At 62.2% G+C, this 19,475-nt stretch carries 6 protein-coding genes and 1 tRNA gene; 5 read left to right on the forward strand and 2 right to left on the reverse strand.

All coding sequences use genetic code 11. The features are described 5' to 3' along the window. Window positions 1-842 precede the first annotated feature (842 nt). Both OIE67_RS53220 and OIE67_RS53225 read left to right on the forward strand, forming a co-directional pair. A complete protein-coding gene (locus OIE67_RS53220) occupies window positions 843-6,080 on the forward strand; it encodes a DNRLRE domain-containing protein (protein ID WP_326634818.1) in 5,238 nt (1,745 codons plus the stop codon). A 76-nt stretch (window positions 6,081-6,156) separates the two neighbouring features. Next, window positions 6,157-6,750: a DUF6461 domain-containing protein gene (locus OIE67_RS53225; RefSeq protein ID WP_326634819.1), complete on the forward strand. Its 594-nt coding sequence runs from the start codon at window positions 6,157-6,159 to the stop codon at window positions 6,748-6,750. Between the two features lie 108 nt (window positions 6,751-6,858). Here the strand turns inward: OIE67_RS53225 and OIE67_RS53230 are convergent, their stop codons facing one another. Both OIE67_RS53230 and OIE67_RS53235 read right to left on the reverse strand, forming a co-directional pair. Continuing rightward, on the reverse strand, window positions 6,859-7,074 hold the full coding sequence (locus OIE67_RS53230) for a hypothetical protein (protein ID WP_326634820.1): 216 nt from the start codon (window positions 7,072-7,074) through the stop codon (window positions 6,859-6,861). A 707-nt stretch (window positions 7,075-7,781) separates the two neighbouring features. After that, window positions 7,782-7,850 (reverse strand) — tRNA-Ser (locus OIE67_RS53235). A gap of 1,307 nt (window positions 7,851-9,157) precedes the next feature. Here OIE67_RS53235 and OIE67_RS53240 point away from each other — a divergent pair. Genes OIE67_RS53240 through OIE67_RS53250 form a run of 3 tightly spaced genes read left to right on the forward strand, consistent with a single transcriptional unit; the run spans window position 9,158 to window position 19,061 of the window. Beyond that, window positions 9,158-12,838, forward strand: a complete 3,681-nt coding sequence (locus OIE67_RS53240; RefSeq protein WP_326634821.1) for a Druantia anti-phage system protein DruA — start codon at window positions 9,158-9,160, stop codon at window positions 12,836-12,838. After that, a complete protein-coding gene (locus OIE67_RS53245; protein WP_326634822.1) occupies window positions 12,835-14,364 on the forward strand; it encodes a hypothetical protein in 1,530 nt (509 codons plus the stop codon). Before OIE67_RS53240 ends, OIE67_RS53245 begins: the two co-directional genes overlap by 4 nt. Next, window positions 14,361-19,061, forward strand: coding sequence for an ATP-binding protein (locus OIE67_RS53250; protein ID WP_326634823.1), 4,701 nt, complete (start codon window positions 14,361-14,363; stop codon window positions 19,059-19,061). The genes OIE67_RS53245 and OIE67_RS53250 overlap by 4 nt, the downstream gene beginning before the upstream one ends. The last annotated feature ends 414 nt before the right edge of the window (window positions 19,062-19,475 follow it).

The raw sequence follows: 19,475 nt of genomic DNA on the forward strand, positions 1-19,475 counted from the left end.
GCATGCGGGCACCGTCCGCTGCCTATCAAGGGTGCAAAATAAAAGACCTGCGGCTGAGAAACCGCAGGTCAGGGGTCTGGAAAGCCGATCTAGGTGAGTGCCCCCGGCAGGATTCGAACCTGCGGCACCCGCTTTAGGAGAGCTCGAGTCGAACGGAGTTCGATTTATCTACTAATGGGCCATATGTGGTTGTTGCTCGGCGTGCATTGGCTCCTCAGTAAGGACCTCCCCACTGTCCATCGCTGGGCGGGTGTTTGCCCTGGTGGAAGCGATACTCCCGCCGGAACCTTGTAGGGCGGTCCCGCTCTTCACGTGCGGGCGTCTTCGCGGAAGTGGTATTCCAAGCAGTCCGCTCAGGGGCACTCGTGCTGTGCTCTCGGCTGCGCTTACCTGGAGGCGACCATTCGGTTGCCTACGATGACGGGCGCACGTGCCCCATCTGGTGCTTCTTCGGGGTGGCGCGCGGGCGTGGCCGATTATGCTCGTCGCTGGTCATTCGACTCGCTGACGCCCCGGCCTCGATCGCTGCCAGAGGCATCGCGGTGCAAGGCCTGGGCGGCAAGGCATCCCCCTCGCTGGCAGTGGCGGCATGGCAGTGACTATAGGTCGCCTTGCCGATTCATCGCGGATTGGCTCTTTCCGGTTACAAAAACGATCTTTACTTTAGTCTGACCTCATGTGATGATCGCTCAGATTTGCCACATCTGTTCGAAAGGCTGTGAGTGAACCCACGCCAACCGGCGTCCGGCTTATCTGCCCGGACGCGCCGCCGTGCTGCCCTGATCACCGCACTGACACTGCCCATCTCGCTTATGACAGCACCGGCGACAGCCCAGGGGCCCATGTCGTCTCCTACTCCCACTCCCGCTCCCCAGCAGGCTGCCGCCAACACGCCCACGAGTGCGAAGCTCGCCCAGGCGAAGAAAGACAACAAGCGTGTCGAGATCGAGGCACTGCGCTCTGAGACGGGTACATACTATGCCAACCCCGACGGCAAAACGCTTACTGCTGAGGTGTCCAGCGCCCCCGTTCGGGTGAAGAAGAATGGCGACTGGCAGCCGCTTGACCCGACCCTGATCGAAGAGAACGGCGTTCTGCGGCCTAAAGTCGCTAAGGGCGACATCACGCTATCGCTCGGCGGCGACAAGACCGCCGTTGCCTACAAGGGCGACAAGGGTGAGGGGAGCGTCTCCGTCCCGGCTATGTTGCCGAAGCCGGTGGTCAAGGGCAACACTGCCACCTACCCCGACGCCTATGGAGCTGGCGCTGACCTCGTCATCCGCACTCACTCGACAGGATTTCGGCACGAGATCGTACTCCGGCAACGCCCTGCCAAGGAGCTGAACCTCCGCGTCCCGCTCACCCTGCCCAAGGGGCTCAAACTGGGCAAGGGCAGCGACAAGACGCCGGGAGTGCTGGACAGTAAGGGCAAGGAGATCGCCGACCTGGCCTCCGCGCTCGTGCTGGATGCCACCGAGATGCGCGAACCCGCCACCGGTCACATGAGCCAGGCCGAGACCAGCCTAGAAGGCGACAGCACTCTGGTGCTCAAGCCAGACGCTGAGTTCCTGGCCGATCCGGCCGTCACCTATCCGGTCACGCTGGCCGCGCCGCTGGAGGACTGGGTCGGAACGGGTATTGCCGGCGACACGTTCGTCAGTCACAGCTATCCCAGCAGTGCCAGCAACAAGGGTCTCAACCGGATCATCGTGGGCCGGTCAAACAGCGGCACGGTGACCTGGCGCGGCTACATACGCTTTAACATCAAGGGCACCCCGCTGGAGGGCGGCACGGTCGACAACGCCGACCTGCGGCTGTGGAACTACGACACCAACGACTGCAGCGATACCGCCACTGCCGGCATCGTCGCGCGCCGCATCACCAGCGACTGGGACATCAACACGATGACCTGGGGCAGCGGACAGCCCAACGTCACTCCCAACGGCCAGAGTGGTGAGAAGGGCGCCTACGGGGTGGACTGCCCCGAAGGCGAGGGCGAGATTTGGCACACCCTGGAGGACATCACACAGGAATGGATGGACGGCGCCGATGACTACGGCGTCCAACTGTCCTCTGCCAGCGAAAGTGTGCCCACCAACTGGCGTTGGTACCGATCCGACGAATACGGCGGCTACGACACCTACCCCTTCACGCCTCGCGGGCCCGTCCTCATCATCAAGTACGAGCCTGCCGTTGTGAAATCTCGTGGCTACGTCCTGCCGTACTACGACAATCCGACGCTCAGCGAGATCAAGGCCGAAACGTACTACACCGACACTGTTCCGGCATTCCCGGAGGTCACGGAGGAGGATGCGCGCGCTGTGCGCGAAAACTCCGTGGAGTACGCGCTGGAGGATTCTTCCGTCGGGTTCAACGTTCCAACGGACATGACCCGTGAAGAGTGGCTGGAATCACTCGATGTGGAGCCGGTCACTCCCAACCCGAGCCCTTCCCCCGTCCCAACTCCCACTCCGCTGCCTACGCCAGCGGGCCGGTGGTCGTTCGAAGAGGGGACCGGGCAGACCGCCGCTGATTCCGCGGGAAGCGGACACGATGCCACACTCGGTGCCACGACGAGGTGGGTGCCCGGCAAAACCGGGACCGCTCTGTCGAACTCGACTGCCGAGCAGGGCGTAGCTGCACTTCATCAACCGGCTCCCCTGGATGGTCGCGCGGCAGCCGCGCGAGAGGCGGCGAGTTCCGGACAACGCGTGACGGTGCTTGAGGAAACAACAGACTCGTCCATCACCTACGCAGCTCCTGACGGAAAGACGTTCACAACCGAATACGCCACAGGCCCAGTACGGACGAAGAAGAAGGGCTCGTGGGTTCCCATCGACACCACTTTGGTCGACGACGGCGGGACCTGGCGGCCCCGCGCAATCGCCCAAGGCGTAGAGGTGAAGATTTCTGCCGGTGGAGATGCCCCGTTCGCGAGGATGAGTGCTGGCGGGCACAGCTACGCCCTCCGTTGGCCGACGCCGCTGCCCAAGCCGAGGATCCATCGCAATACCGCAACCTATGCCGACGCTGGGGGAACCGGTGCCGACCTGGTCGTGACGGCGTTGTCAACCGGGTTCCGGCATGAAGTGGTGCTGCGTCAGCGGCCCGCTAAGCCGGTAGAGTTGCGGATCGAAGTCGAAGACGAGGGCCTGGCCCTATCGGAGGGCAAGGACGGCCGCCTGCTACTCAAGGGCAAGGACGACAAGCTGATCGCCACGGGGACACGGCCGGTCGTGTCGGACGGCAGCGGCGAAGGACGGCTCCCGCTGCCCAAGCTTGGCAAGGTCGGCACAGAGGTGTTCAGCGAAGACGGTCGTACGGAGCTGGTGGTCAAGCCGGACCAGGCGTTCCTGGCCGACGCCAGCACCACGTACCCGGTGCGGGTGGCCGCGGCGGTCACCCTGCCTGTCAGCGCCGACATGGAGGTCACCACGCACGACACGGTCGACTCACCCGCCTTGCCGGACACCTCGATCATCATGGCCGGCACCATGGTCGGCTGGATCAAGTCCCGGACGCATCTGAAGTTTGACACTCCCAGCCTGCAAGGCAGCACGGTGACCAACGCCACGCTGTCGATGAACACCGTCGACAGCCATAACTGCGGCACGGCGCTGGCCCGCGGCATCCAGGTCGCCCGGCTTACCGGTGGCTGGGATCCGGAGAACCTGTACTGGGACGGCATGCCCGCCTTCACCGCGGAGGACGCCTCCACCAACTTCAAGGGCGTCAACTCCGACTGCGCCGTCTATCCGGACAGGATGGATTGGGATGTCACCGGCATCGCCCAGGACTGGGCCGCCGGCGCCGCCAACCATGGGCTGGTGCTCAAGTCGCCCGGCGAGGCGGACGTCAACAACTACCGGGCGTTCACCTCTTCGGAGGACACCGACTTCAACGCGCCGCCGACGCTTACCATCATCACCAGCGGGTCGGCACAGCCGCCGACCGCCACAGAGCTTGCCATGTCACCCGCGCAGAACGTCAACGGTGCCATCGTCACCAGTTCCGTGACTCCGCAACTGGCGGCGACCGTCTCCGACATCGGGGAAGCCAGCCTGACGGCTGAGTTCGAGGTCGAGCACGATCCTTCGGCGACCAGCCAGGGAACGGGCCAGATCTGGGCCGGGACCTCGGTTGCCACCGCCTCCGGAGGTCGGGCGACTGTTGTCGTCCCGGCAGGCAAGCTGGTGGACGGATGGAAGGCACGCTGGCGCGTACGAGCGGTGAACGGCGCCACCTCCGCCACATCGGACTGGTCCGAATGGCAGTCCTTCAGCATCGAGACCGAATCGAGCGATTCGGGGCCCATGGCGATGACCTCCGGTCCGGTGCTGCGTACGAACGACAGCTTCACCATCGCTGCCTGGCTTCGATGGAGTGACAAGGACGGCGACTTCACCGTACTGGAGCAGAAGGGGGACAATGTCGCGCCGTTCCGTTTCGGCAACGACCCCGAGCACGGTCTCGTGTTCACCCTTAGAGGCGCCGACAGCACTGATGCGGCTTCTGAAGGGGTCGTCTCCGGGACCGAACCTCCAGTGAACGAGTGGTTCCATCTGGCCGGCGTCTACGACGCCACCGCCGGCTTGGCCACGCTCTACCTCAACGGCGCTCCACTCCTGTCCGAGCCGGTCACGCAAGCGGCATGGAACGCCGCAACCGCGCTGTCGCTGGGTACTCGGATGGACGGTAACCTCGACGAGGTCGTAGTCTTTCAGCAGGCGCTGACCGCTGCAGAGGTGTCCACGCTCCCCACGCTCGCCGCGCCCGCCGAAGAGACGGCGACCGCCGCGCCACGTGCTGGGGAGTCCGCGACCGCCGCCCCACGTACCGCAGCGGCAGCCAGCTCGGCGTTCCCCTACCAGCGGCTGTCTCACAAGGAATGTCAGGACGAGATCGCCAAGCGCCCCAATCGCCCCGCCGCCATCTACAAGAACGCCTTCAACATGTGCTGGGTGATGCGCATCGGTGAGGTGAAGGACAACAGTGACGACAACGAACTCGGCGATGTCTTCATGTACACGGCCAAGCTCACCGTCGTCATGCACTCCTATGTGGGAATCGGCTGGAAGGCTGCCGGAAGCGGAATGCCGGCCAGGGACGCTGCGGCCGGCGTCAACAGCAGGCAGATCAAGGCCTGGGTCCGGATCGACAACTGGGACGCCCTGGACGACGACTACCTGGAACGCTCGGTGGCGGTCGGGCTGGGAGTCGGTGGAAGCGGGTGCACGACCAACTTCCCGAACGGCCGGACCGCCACTCTCGAGCAGTGGATCAATGAATCGAAGTCGAGCCCGGAGAATGGCTTCGAGATGACGATCGACGCTCCAGGCTCAGGCACAGGAGATCAGATCAGGTACTGCAAGATCAGCCCGTGGGTCAATTACCAGCAGGCCGATCTCGAGTCCCGTCACTATCACCTGCACCCCACGAAGAATCCCGCGCTCTTCCGCTGCGACACGTCGCGGGTGATCAAGTCATACAAAGGTGGCTGCATCGTCTGGCACATCCGGCCGATCTTCATGCTCGACGAGAATGACGATCTCGTCACCAAATCGGCTTCGCACATCGCGGCGGCACTCTACAATCCGCAGACCACCATTCCCAAGGCCGGGAACGGAGTACCGAAGAAGATACCCGGTGCGTTTCAATGGTGGGCACCGGGGTGCACCTACGGTGGCTGTCTGAAGGTGACCAGAGCTAGTGCGAAGGTGAAGGGGACGATCCCCTACAACAACCGGAAGAAGGCAATCTCCACCTGCAAGCTGTTCATTCGCCAGTACTGGGATCCGGACAGCTGCGATGAATATCCATTCGCATCGACTCTGCAGGGCGCGAGCCAAACAGATTACCATTTCTCGGTAGCGGTGATCGAAGGAGAAGACAACTGTCTGGCGGGCAGCAGGCTGGGTCACTGGTATAACCGGGTTCGACTGCTGGAGACCGACGAGTTCTGGGTTGACACGATCGCTAGAAACACGTCCAGTCCGAGGAGCGGCGCCCCCGGATATGTGGCGACCAACCCGACTCCGGAGGAGCTCTTCCACCTGGACGGCTGTACCGTAGACGGTTAGGATCATCTGGCTGATTTGGATCCGGTTGCGGCACGATCGCGTATGCCTGATCGTGCCGCACCCTCCTTGTGGAGTCATGATGAGCGAAATATTCGATGTCTATGAAGCGACGGCGCAGCTGCTCTTCGAAGAACCAACCTGCATCACGTGGATCGGTGGCCTATCCTTATCAGAATGCGTCCGCCGTTTCGGCGGAGATCCGCTCCAGACACGTGAGGCCGATTTCGAGGACATATACGAGGAAGGGTATGACCTCGACCCTAACGACCCGCGCGACGGCGCCATCCTGCTCGATCAGCAGGGCGACTGGGTCGTGGTGGTGGAGCCGACGAGCCATCGCGGAATCTCGTCCGCGTTGCTGCGGCGGCTCTCCTCGGACGGAGCCGCCTTGAGTGTCTACTGGACCGTCAACGGGGATGCCTACGTCAAGTGGGCCGAGCGCGGCCATGTCCTTTATTCCTTTGACCCGGTGGCCCTCGATTCCGTGAACCCTGATGAGGCAGAGGTGGGCTGGGTCGTCGATCATGGTGTGGGCCTCGACGCCTGGGCTCAGGACTGGTTTGCAGCAACGCTGACGCTGGCCGAGAAGATCACCTCGGTGCGCTTCGATTCGGCGTGGCCCGGGCGTACTCACCTGGGGGTGACCGTCGGTCCTATACCCGCGGCATGAGCCGGGCGGCCGAGAGCACGGGACATTTCCAGTCGCTTATGCGGGTTGCGGCCTGGCCACCTACCGGTATCGAAGACGACCTCCTCAGCGAGGGTGCCGTCCGCCAGGTCATGACGTGATGATGGCCCACTCAAGCAGAGCGACCTCGCGGAGTTCCTGATCGATGAACGGCTCACGGCGCTCGTCGGCGTCGGACCACGCCGGCGTCTGCTCGACGTACTCCCAGCCGCTCATCGCGGCCGTCGTGTCGATGGTGTGCCAGCCGATCGACAGCTCATCGAACTTCCAGTGGCAGATCTTCATCTGAATGCCGTCGAAGTCCAAGACGATGGGGCGGTCGGCGAACCGGTACCCGTCCTCGACGAAACCTAGGATCGCGAACCCGTCAGCCGCCGGCCAGCAAGCGCGGCCAGGGCCGGTCCATGTTCCTCTCATGCGGCTTCAAGGCCGACGAAAAGATCGGCTCAAATCCGGAGATCCCCATCACGATAGGCGATCGTCCAGGTTCATCGCGGAACCAGCCAACGAAATTTTCCGACAGGCCGTATGGCCCGCCCCACCCGGTTATTGGCATCCAGATGGGTGATCCCGGTTGACGTGCCCTTCGGCTGACTCGGAACTGAAGGGAGAGCCGGATGCCGGGGCGGCGTCAGCATCGGGAGAGAAAGGAGCGCTGGTGTTCGATTTGAGGGAGTCGCTCAGCGGGGCTCCTGCGGTCTGGTCGCAGCCTGCTTGGTAGCCACGGCTGTCCTTGGCGCTGGGACGCGTACTTGGTAGACACACGCATCTGGCATGATCACCTGTGGCGTTCGTCCAATGTCTAGATGATCGTGGCGGATACCGGTGGCCGGATGGCAGGGAATTAGCCCCTGAGCTGGGGAAACGCTTCCAAGATCATCCCGTGTATGTCCCCTGATCATGGTCTCTCGGCTGCATGCGGGCACCGTCGGCTGCCTAGCATGGTCCACAAAACAAAAGACCTGCGGCTGTGAAACCGCAGGTCAGGGGCCTGAAATGCCGATCTAGGTGAGTGCCCCCGGCAGGATTCGAACCTGCGGCACCCGCTTTAGGAGAGCGGAGGTTGATCTGCCTGCTTAGGCGACTTGAGCTGGGCAAATAGGCGACGCGGCGTGTGGATTGCGCAAGATCATCCCACGCATATCCCTGGCCTCGGTCGCGAGGGCAACCGCGCTGCGTAAAGTAATCCAAGCGCGGTTAGGCTTCAGCGGGTCCCCGACCGGGAGGCGGCTGCACTCTGGGACCCAGCGGGCGCTACTCGCCGGCCTGGCAGCGAGACCGTGGCCACGCTCAGCGGCTGTCGGAGCAGATCGGCCCTCAGTTGATCACACCGCGCCCACTCGGGGACACCCGCAAAGCGTTTCGCTCCAGCTCTGGTGTCTCGACGAACGAGCTAAAGAGGGCTCTCTACTGAGAGAAGCCGACCGCTCAACCACAGATACTTATACCTGTTTTTGTCGCCCCCGTCTGCAAGGGTGTGCTCTATGAGAACCGACAGACGATTCCGGACACCTGAACGCAAACTTCTCCATCGAGCCCGCCCGGCCAAGACATGGCCGCGTTCCTGCTTCGGCGCGAGACGCCGAAGCAGCATCCTGGACCATCGCAAGCCAAGTGGAAGTGACGGGTTGAGCTGGTGCGATGGTGACGCGCGCGCAAGCGGCGAGTTCGGCCGCGGGCAGGTGGAGCGCGACCGGCCCGAATGCCTGGCCCGCTCCTTCAGGGTCTCCACGAGGAATCTGAACAGAGCGGGGTCACTGGGTACAACCTTCCCCGACGGACTCTCCTACAATGTCGCGGCGGCCAGACTGACCCGGAACTGCCGGGGTTGCCGGATGCCGGGTTGTTCGATCGTTTCAGTGGCGGGGTCCGTGACGAAGGCGCGGGTGCCCTCGCTGGGGCTACGGAGCCTGAAGTAGGCGGCTGCTCAGTCGGGCACGCGGAAGGGGTGGGTTTTGGGCGTGCCGGACGTCGTGTTCGGGGCCATGGTGATCGGTCTTTGGGCGCAGATCGGGGGCACCTGCTGGCGGCTGGGTTCCGGATCGATCCGGTCGGGCGGGGCTAGCGAGGCTTGCGGGCTTGAGCGGGCAGGCCTTCGGGCGGTTACGGGCCACATCACGCAGCTATTTGTGCGTCAGCCAACTGTCGGCCTTTGCCCGTAACAGCCCTATAAATTTGGCGCGTCACGACTGCATTTTACCGGGAAAAGTGCTAGATTAATCTGCCGGTTTGGTTCTAGACTGACTATAATAGTGGCTATTTTGTGTGGTAGCGGCAGGAAGGGCAAGGAGGAGAGCTTGCAGGCATCGGGCGGGTATGCTCAATGTTCGGCGACTGATGGAGTGACGCGTGTCGTCGATCATGTCAGTCGGATGTCGGTGCCACGGGCATGACCGGTATCGAAGCGGCACACGCGAACCCTGCCAAGACGCGTAAGTCCGGCCTTGAGCCGCGGCGCTTCCGGCCGCAGTTGACGCTCGGTTACTACCAGGCTTTGCAGGCCTTGGTCCAAGATCTGGAAGGTTGCCACCGCGAGGTCAGCATCAAACGAGTGCGTGCATCCATTGACGTCGGAGAAGCGCACAAGATGCAGCTCAAGGGCATGGCCGTGAACGACGAAGGCGTCCAACCGACCGTCGTATATCTGGCCACTCTGCGGGTCCTCCGTGATCTGATCTCACAAGGCTGGACCCCCGGATGCGACGATAACGGCATTTACATCCTTCCCCCGGACCTGTCGGCAGACGGTGGCGACACGTCGGAGATCAAGTCAGAAGTACGCAACTCATTCCGCTTCGCAATTGCAGATCAACTCCTGTCGCCGTCGGTCGCGTCATTCATCTCACGCATGGAACGTAATGGCATTGGCCAGGTATTCGCGGATGGGCCCGAACTAGCTACCCGAGTCGCCGACATGGCGGGAGGCGCTGAAGAAGATGCAATCCGCCCCGTGCTCGAACTCGTGGCGCCCGAAGCCAAGGACCCCTTCACCAAGATCAAGCTGCAAGACATCTGGCGGTACTCCCGACTCCAGTGGTCCATCCCATACCAGCAGACGCCAGGACGCAACGTTCACTACCTTATTCGAGACGCCGCCGGCCCCAACCGGCCGGTGATCGGCATCGCCGCTCTGGGCAATGCCATCCTGGGCCTGTCGAAGCGTGATGACGCGCTGGGCTGGTCTGTCCAGGCGTTCGCCAGGCGGCTAAACGCATCATCTGATGGGGAAAGGCGGACCCTCGTCCACCACCTCATTGGTTTCATGCGAGATGAGGTGTCCCGCATCTACGCCCAGGACTTCGAACTCTCCGGCATGTCCATGCACGATGCGGTTCGTTATCTTGACCGGGTTAAGGCTGATGCGATGGCCGCACGGCGGGCCGACCTGGAGGCAGCTGGCGATGAGCGCACGGAAGAGTATTGGCTGACTCGCAGGGCGCACGACCTGACCGAGGCTGGGCGCGCTGAAGAAGTCGACTGGATTGCCGTCGCTCGCACACATCTGTACCGGCGCAAGCGCGCAGCGAGCCTCGCAGATGCCTATCGGACCCTGGCGACGTTTGCGGATGCTGGCGTGGAGCAAGATCCGCAGCGCATGGTCGCACTACTTGAGACCGAGCAGGGCCGTCGGGCAGTCGAAACTGCCTTGCGCCGGATCAAGCAGCAGGCGCTCACTGAGAACGTCATGGAACTCATCACGTGCGGTGCGGTGGCCCCGTACAACCAGTTGCTCGGCGGCAAGCTGGTGGCGATGCTCATGACGAGCCCGCAAGTGGTTGTTGACGTCAAGAACCGCTACGAGGGACGGGTCAGCCTCATCGCGTCGGGTATGGCAGGCGCTCCTGTAACCCGCGCGGCAGCGCTGTCCGTGCTTACCACCTCGAGCTTGTACGCGATCGGAAGCGCGCAATATAACCGCGTGCGGATACCGGGCGAGATGCTCGGAAGGCAAGGCGAAATACGGTACCAGCGAGTGGGGTCCACTGACAGCTTCGGTACTGTCCAGTTTGCATCGGACACCACGGAGAACCTTACTGCTGCCGCCAGGGTCGCCAACAGCAATCGCCGCATGGTAAACCACCTCTTCGGGGAAGGGATAAGCCCCAAGCTGCGGTCCCTTCGCCTCGGCCTGGAGGCACTCGGGCTCCGGCCAGACGAGTACCTTCGCCACCATGCGCCGCGGCTGCTCTACGCAGTGCCTTTGGTGCGGAACGCGGAAGACTTGCTGATCGGCCTTACCCGCGAGCCGGATTACGTCCTCCCTCTCGCCGGAACGGGCGAGGAAACGACGAGGGCTATCGCCAGGCACTGGGCACAGCGATGGTTGAAGAACCGCTTGCAGCAGTCAGGGCTCAGCGACAACCTACGTCAGGCCCGGAGAGACGACATGCTACTCAGCAAGGTAAGCAGCGATCTCAGCACTTTCCTCCACGATGGCCACCATGGGAGTGAAACTGTAGCGGCTCTTCCGCTGGAGGTACGCAACAGCGCAGGGCCGATCTCGTTCGTAGAGCGTCTGTACCGGAACGCTAACAGCTACGCTGACCGCCTTACGAGTGAACAACTGGAGTGGGTTCACGTCGATCTCGGCTTGGACGACTACATCATCCAGTGCGCCCGAGATGGCAGACAACTGATCATTACTGGCAACCCTGGAGACGGTAAGACATTCCTCATTCAGCGGTTGAGGGAGCGTCTTCAGGATGAGTTCGGGGCGGTGGTGATCGCAGATGCCAATGCATGCACCGATGAGGAAGTCCTCTCCGCCTGGCGCTCGTGCGAAGAGAACGGTCGGTCATTTATCCTCGCCATCAACGAGTGGCCTCTGTTCGAACTCCGAAGGTCAGCCCGGGTTCAAGGATTCACGCCGGTCGAGGAGGCGATCCGCCAAGTTCAGGAGGCGGTCTACTACCGGCTGCCGCCCGACCCTGCCAGAGGCCGGGTCCGCGTGGTCGATCTGAACCTTAGAAACATCCTCACTTCCGGTGTAACGCGGGCAGCAATCAGCAGGCTTACCGCTGACCGCTTCGTAGATGGCATCGACGATGCTGACCCAGCAGCCGGCAATGTCGCGCTGCTCCGCACCGCCCGAGTCAGCGAGCGGATGGCCTCTCTGCTCGCCCAAGCGTCACGGCGGGGCGAGCATGTCACGATGCGCCAATTGATGGGATTCTTTGCCTACGTCATTACCGGCGGTACGGACTCCGTGGCAAGGATCGCGGAACGCGACACTGGCCGATACCTCTACGCGAATCTTGCATTCGAAATGGGCGTTGGGCCGATCTTCGACCTACTAAGGCAGTCTTTCGACCCTGCCAATGTCACTCATCCAAGGTACGACGAAGATCTGTGGCGCGGCACAACGAGAGCGGAAGACTGGCTGAACCCGGGTGATCGCCCGCACGCCGCGGCTTCATTCCAGGACGAGGAGAAGCGCAGACGGTACTTCAAGGCGGCTAAGCGGCGGTTCTTCTTTGAGCATGCAGCCGGGGAAGCACTACTGCGCGCACTCCCTCATGATGAAGAGGAATTCGATAAAGTCCTTCACGGGGGGCTCCAGGGCGATCCGCAACTGGTCCGCCAGATGATTACGGCCGTCAACCGCTTCTACCAGCCAGACAGCAGTGATGATGAGGCGTCCAGGCTCACTCTGTGGCAGAGTCATAGGTATGACGTACAGGCACCGGCTGCCTTCGTCGCCGTGGCACACGAGACGAGCGATGTCATGATGGTGGAAGGGCCAGCTTTCGCTGAATGGGTAACCGCATGGCTTCCGGAGGAAATGCGGCAGGTTAACCAGTTTGCGTTAACAGTCCACCCCGATCAAGATCATCCGACACGTCTGCTAGTCGACCGCGAGATGTTTCTGACACTCCAGGAGGCGGCGGTCGGGCTCGGCAGGTCTACGTGGTCGCGCAGCGTGGCTCGTAAGGTTACGCGATTTGTCGATGAGCTAAACCGCACTCGCCATCATCCGAAGCAGTTGTCGGAACTGGAGATCCGCAACGTGGACACCAGCGTGATCGCCAAGGTCCAGGTCCGGAGAGATCCTCCGAGGTATACGCTGTGACAGAGATAGAGACACCGGGCGAGCTGCTGCGCCGGATTTACGAGGAAGAATTCGGGTTCATCCCGACGAACGCCTCCATGAAACCGGTGCACGTAGCCAACGGCCTGTATCGCAGGCTCTGCGGAGTCTCATCTGACCACAAGCCCCTGGCAGGCGTAATGCGCCAGTACGTCAAGAACCAGAAGGGTGGCGTGGTAGAGGAGCGCATGCCCAACAGCGACATTCTTGACCGCTACCCCGACATGTTCTCAGACGTTCACGGCAATCGCCCGTCCGACGAGGCGATGACACGATTCCGGTCGCTTGCCAACGAGACACTTGGCGCGGACGACGCGGTCTATCCGACCGTGGCCTCATTCACGCTTTCCCACCGCACGATGATCAGCTCCGATTTCTCCGACAACGGAGCGGGCGACTTCATTGCCGCATTTCTCAGGGCAGGGCAGCCGCAGGTCAAGCCGGCCGCGGCCATCCTGATCCAATCCCTCCTGGAGGAGGATACCGATCCGTGGACCACCATTGCCTGGCCGCTGCTGAGAGTGGCGACGGAAAGGGACTTTCCGCTTACAGGCGCAGCGCTGGACCGCGCCCAGCGCGCGAGTCCGCTGCTTGGTACGGACAGCAGTGGACTGTTGGAGTCGCCAACCCTCCGCACCTTGCGAAGGCACTTCGAACAACTCGCTGCATACGAGGAACTGCATGGAGCCAAGTTGGCAACCCTGCGCAGGCTCATCATGTTTGGTATCTTCACGCTCCACGTCCACATGATCCGGCGGTGCAGCGACCATCTTGGCTATGGTCCGCGTCCGCCGATCCTGCTCGACCTGTTCGAGGGGCGTAGGCGTTCCCTCAGAGAGGCATCGGCGGCCACCCTCCAGGGCGCGCTCCGAGCCATCGAGCAGATCGTCATCCACCGCATCCGCGTGGAACTTGAGCCCTTATGCGAAGGCGGAGACGCCGAGGCATACCTAGCCGGCCTTCCGCACAATTCCGACACGGCGAGGATACGCGCCGAATACAGCGCCCACCTTCACGGTGGTAACTCGCTGGACGCGCTTACCGAAGCCTACTGGGTCGCCGGATACGACGGCGGGGTGGGATCGAGTTCACGGAAGGGGCTCCCATGGCATGCGCTCCTAAACCTCGGACGCAGGGCCGGGTATCTGCTTCCCTACGACGACCGGGGACGAGGAGGGAAGGAACACAAGCGCTACGGGGCTAGCGCGGAATTCGCCGAGATCATCGTAGCCGCCACTGTCGCTCCGGGTGATCCGGTCGACTTCGACGTGTTCCTGGACCGCCTGCGGGATTCCTTCGGGATCGTGGTGGGAAGGAGAGCAGACTTCGAGATAATCCGCCGCAGCGACCTTCAACCGACGGGTGCGCTCCAGAAGTCGGTGTCAGTGAACGAGAACGACCTGCGCGCTAACGTCATGGCGTTCCGCGACCTCATCTTAGACATCGGGTTCGCGAAGTCATACGCAGACGGCCGGACAATCGTGACAACTGATGAGGGACGGCGATGATTCAGGCGCAACTCAGCGAGACATCTCTCGTTGCGTGGCTGGTCGGCAGAGCGGTAGCGGAAGCCGTGGGTCGTCCCGGCGTCTTGGTTCGGGACGTGCCGCACCTGGATGTGGATGCCGTCCTGGCCGAGCTTGAGAGCGTCCGCAGCCAGGAGGAGGTCGACCTGCGGATCGCGTTCCTCAACCCGCAGGCGGATGAGGCTGCACGGCGGGCAGGAATCCCCGAGTCGGTATTCACGACGAAAGTGGAGCAGGCCGAGCAATGGCGCAACACTCACGGTCTCGATGCGCTCATCGTGGTGATCACTGAGGAAGATGCCGCCAAGCTGACCTCGCTGGAAGACTTCGCGCCCATAGGCCCGTCACAACTGCGCGCCATGCTGGTCCGGCGGGCCATCGGTAGGTTCGAGGAGATCAACGAGGTACTGCCGTCCTGGTGGGACATGATCGGGAGGGACGAGCAGATATCGTTCTCTGACCTCGTTGACTACTACACTGCCCTTGAGCCCCTCGACGGTGACGATGTGAGAGAACAGTCGGCGCAGCAGATTAACCGGCTGGGCCTACTCCCAGATCCAGGGTTCTTCGACAATCCGAGGAGGAGCCAACTCAGGCAGAGACTCGAAGAGAACCGTTCGCTTGCTCTGCGGCTTGCCAATTTCAGCGAGGAAGACCGCGCCAAAGTGAATTCTGCGCTCAATGCGGAGAAGGACCCTGCGAGGCGCGCGGATCTGCGCAGGCGACTGCGTGACCTTCAGGAGTATCGTCGCGGGGGGCAACTTAGCCTTACGGCTGAGCAGGCCATGGAACTGCTGAAGATGCGCGCTAAGAAGCCCACGCCGAAGCCCATCCCTCCGGCACCGAAGCCGGTCCTGCCACCCAAGAAACCGGAAGACCAACCCACGGACGCGTCAGGCCAGGACGAACCAGATCCTCCCCGGCCCACTCCTCCTCCGCGTGTGGATAGCTTCACTGATCTGGCCGTAGCGAACCTCCTCCACAATGATCCAGACGAGGATGAGGTCGAGGACACGTCTGACGAGGCCCTCAACACGGCTGTCGTGGAATTCCGCGAGAGGCTGGAGGAAGAGGTCGACGACTCGTCGGTCCGCCCCAAGCCGGTCGGCGTGACACTGCCGAGCGGGAAGCACATCGACGCTGTAGTCCAGACGGACGTACTGAACTTCATGAACAGGATGGTTGGGGACGGCAGGTACGGGGGGTTGATCCGCGGCGATGGTACCGAGATCTCAGGGATCATACGCAATTTCCAGCAGCAGTCGGACGTCATCAAGCCGTGGGTGAGAGAGACCATCCTGGAGTACCTCGACGCGTTCGTTCAGGCGTCGTCCCCCGGCCTGGATCTCATCCGCCAGGCCTTCATCTGCTTCGACCAGGCTCGCAGCCAGCTGCTGCCACATATTGGCGTACTCTGCACCCAGCCATTGCTCTTCGCCACGGCACAGGAGACAAGGCCCCTCCTGCAGCCTGTTGTGGATGCCTACCAAGAACTGCTAGCGGCAATTCAGTTCTCATATACGGAACTTCACCAGGAATGGGGAGATGACGCCCGCGCCCTGATTGAGCACATCATGCTCATCGACACCGTGTTCTCGAGGAGCAGTGATTCAGGCGGGAGTACGGAGACCTTTGTAGCGCTTCTCACGCCGCTGCATCCGCTAGTACTCTGGCACTACTTCCAGTACGCCACAGTCATCAGCGAGCAGCGCATCCAATTGAGCCAGAGGGACCGTGAGCTCATCCGGTCAGAACTCGAACTGCGCGGCGTTCCGTTCTTCCTGACGTCAATCGGAGTGCCGCGGATCATCTCCGATAACGCTCCCCTGACCCTGACCTACGCAGGAAAGTACGCGGAACTTGCATACTTTAGTGAGCGGGCAACCGTCCCCGATCCAAGGGACGGGCTGAAGCAGATCAGCAAGCTAATCGAGGCCTTCATCTCGCTGCATCCGTCGGCTGTCGAGGGACTTCGTCTCGCGTTGCTCGACCCGCCAGCGGATGCTGCGAGCACGTTCCTCCCTCTGATCTGCGAACTCGCGGATGCTGGGCGGCTCCGGGGCGCCCATGTCACGATCCTCAGACGCAAGCACGGCCCGGGGGCTGAACTCAACCTCTACCCGGATGCGGAACGGCGTGTCCAGCAGCGGTTCGGCAACCACGCCGATCGCCGCTTCACTTTTGAGACCCTCCACGTTGGACCTAGCACCATGGCACCCCCAGACGGGTGTATGCCCCACATGCTGGTTGTCTTCGATCAGAGCGAGCGTCGCTCTACCGATGCTGGCTCGCCAACTGGCCGCATCCAGCCTCTCGCAAGCCGGCATCGCCTCGTCTACAGGATCAGTACGAGGAACCTTGACCTAGAGCCGGCCCTCGGCGGAATCCTTGCCGATTACACGCAGTTTGCGAAGCTCGCGGTGGGTGCGAGTGTCGTCTCCTACCCCACCATCCACCAGTCACGCGAACTGCGGGAACGCATGGCTGAAGGTGCAGCCATAGTGCCGTGGTACGTCATCGCGGACGGACATGTTGACCGCGACCTCCAACTCGGCAGCTTGCGCGTCTTCATAGACCGGGACCGAACCAGAGTTGTCGCCGCCTTTGCCCGGGAGCCTCATGCATTCCGGCGTATCCTCAGGGACGAGGTCCGCCAGTTCAACACCTACGTCACGGACCAGGAACTTGACGGCCTCCTGGAAGCACTTAGTGACCTCCTTGACGCTGGCATCCTTTCGCTTCGCCCCGGGCGCACCGGCGAGCCTGACCCAGCGCACATCAGGGGTATCCTCGGGCTCCTGGTGGCTGTTAAGGCACTGGAGGACGCCGCACCTGACGGCTTCGACAGGGTTATCCTCAGCCTGGATGGCGATCAGGCACAGCGCTGGCTTCACCTTAACGAGGATCGGCGGCGGGCTGACCTCCTCGTCATCGACGGCAAGGACAGCCAGTTCATCGTCACGGTCGTCGAGGTCAAGGCACGGCGCGACATGTCCGTCGAGTATTCAGTCGCTGGGGGAATGGTGACCGGGCCTGCGGTTGATCAGGTCTTGTCAACCCACCGGCTACTGCGCCCTGTGTTCGACCCTTCAGCCCCTGACGCGCTGGTCACGCCGTCGAGGCGCGAGATACTGCGTGAGCACCTATACCGAGAACTTTCCAAGGGCAGGTATGACGCAGGAACCAAGGGGAGGTGGGCGAGGATGTCGCACCACCTCTTCGACGCGGAACGCCCTAGCGTGCTTCTCCGGTGCGAACTCGTGGACGTCCAGCTTGGAATGGCAACCGCCAGCCTTGAGCCCACGCGCGAGTGCATGGCCGCTGACGGGGAAATCCTTGTGCCCGTGACTCTCCGACACCTGAATGAGAAGGGCGTCCCGGTTCTTGAGGAGGCGCTGACCTTGCCCCCGGACGCGCCTCGCGGAGAAGGGCCGGAGGGAGAAACTGGACCTACCGAGCCTGACGAAGGCGGAACGCCGGGACCGCAGCACCCCGCAGGCCCAGAGGCCCCCACGAGCGATAGGTCGCCCAGGGGACCCGATCTCGCTGAGAGCATCCAACGCCCCAGGGTGTTCATAGGCAATGCCAACAGTGGCTACGGTCAGCCGAGGGAAGTTTGGTTCGATCCCCAGAACCAGGATCAGTCTCTGAACAACCCACACATCTCGATCTCGGGCGAGACGGGAAGTGGTAAGACCCAGGCAGTGAAGGCGATCGTGCACGACTTCCTAGCCCAAGGGCTTCCTGCGTTGATCCTCGACTTCAAGGACGACTACTCCAGTCCTGCCTATGCCGCGGTGGAGGGCTTCACAGTTCACGACGCCAGTTTCGGTGCCTTGCCCTTTAACCCCATGGTCCCGCCCGTTGACCCACAGACGGGCCGGGCCAACCCGATCGCTCATGTCCACGAACTGGGCAACATGCTCCAGCGGATCTACAAACTCGGCGACCAGCAGGCGTTCCAGTTGCGCGAGGCAATGAAGGAGACGTACGAGATATCTGGCGTTGGTTTCAGACCGTTCATGCCGTCAGCAAACCAGGAGTACCTGGCATTCGAGGCTATCGGCGATGTCCTGCGCAGGGAGGGGGCGACAACTCTTCTCGGCCGACTCTCGCCGGTCTTCGATCTAGGGCTGTTCAACCAGGCCAACGTCCAGTCGGGGCTGGATGACCTGCTTACCCAGCCGACAGTGGTCCGGCTCAGCCAACTCCCTGGAGACCAGGTGAAGAACGCTGTCGCGGAGTTCTTCCTCATGGCTCTCTACGGTTTTCTGATCCGCCGGCCCCAGCCACACCGACTGGAGCAGCTCCTTGTCCTAGACGAGGCATGGCGACTGGTGAACTCCCCGTTCCTCGAACCGCTTATGCGGGAAGGCCGCGCGTTCGGCCTGGGCGTGATCATCGCAACCCAGTTCCCGAAAGACCTGCCAGACCAGATTGCAGGGTCAACTGCGACCAGGCTCTATTTCAGCCAGACCAAAGCCGAGCAGATACGCGAGATCCAGCGCACGCTCATCGGGAAGACATCTGGCAGCGAGGCCGAGCACCTCGGCAACATGATACGGGGCTTGGCCCCACTTGATACCGTCATGCAAAACATCCACTACAAACCATGGATACGATTGCGCGCGGTTCCGTACTTCGAACGTACAAATTCTGAATTGCATAGCCATGAGTAATCTGTCGGAAGGCCCCATGCGTTCCTGACGCGATTGCAGGCTAGCAGCATCAGGACATCCCAGATGCCGCATGATTCTGGACGGCGGCCACATCTTCCGCTGTACAAACCGTGGCCGTTCGAATCTCGCCCACCCCCGTCGGTGCGTCTGGACCTGGAGATGTCAGCGCGGTGCTATATCATCCCGGACTCGAACGGGAGGAGGAAGACGTGGATAGCAGTGCGCGTGATCTACCTAAAGAGCGGGGCGAACGTATTTGCGAAGGGCCAGAGTGTGAAATTTTAGCACGTGAGCGTCACGAGCTTAACGGCATGATGGTCTGGCTTTGCAAGGCGCATGCAAAGCAAGTGAAGGATGGGAAGGTCTTACGCCCGGCGCGAAGAGTGCATCCTGGCAAATTGTGCATATTTGGTC

It is taken from the genome of Nonomuraea fuscirosea, assembly GCF_035917475.1.
Classification (GTDB): domain Bacteria; phylum Actinomycetota; class Actinomycetes; order Streptosporangiales; family Streptosporangiaceae; genus Nonomuraea; species Nonomuraea fuscirosea.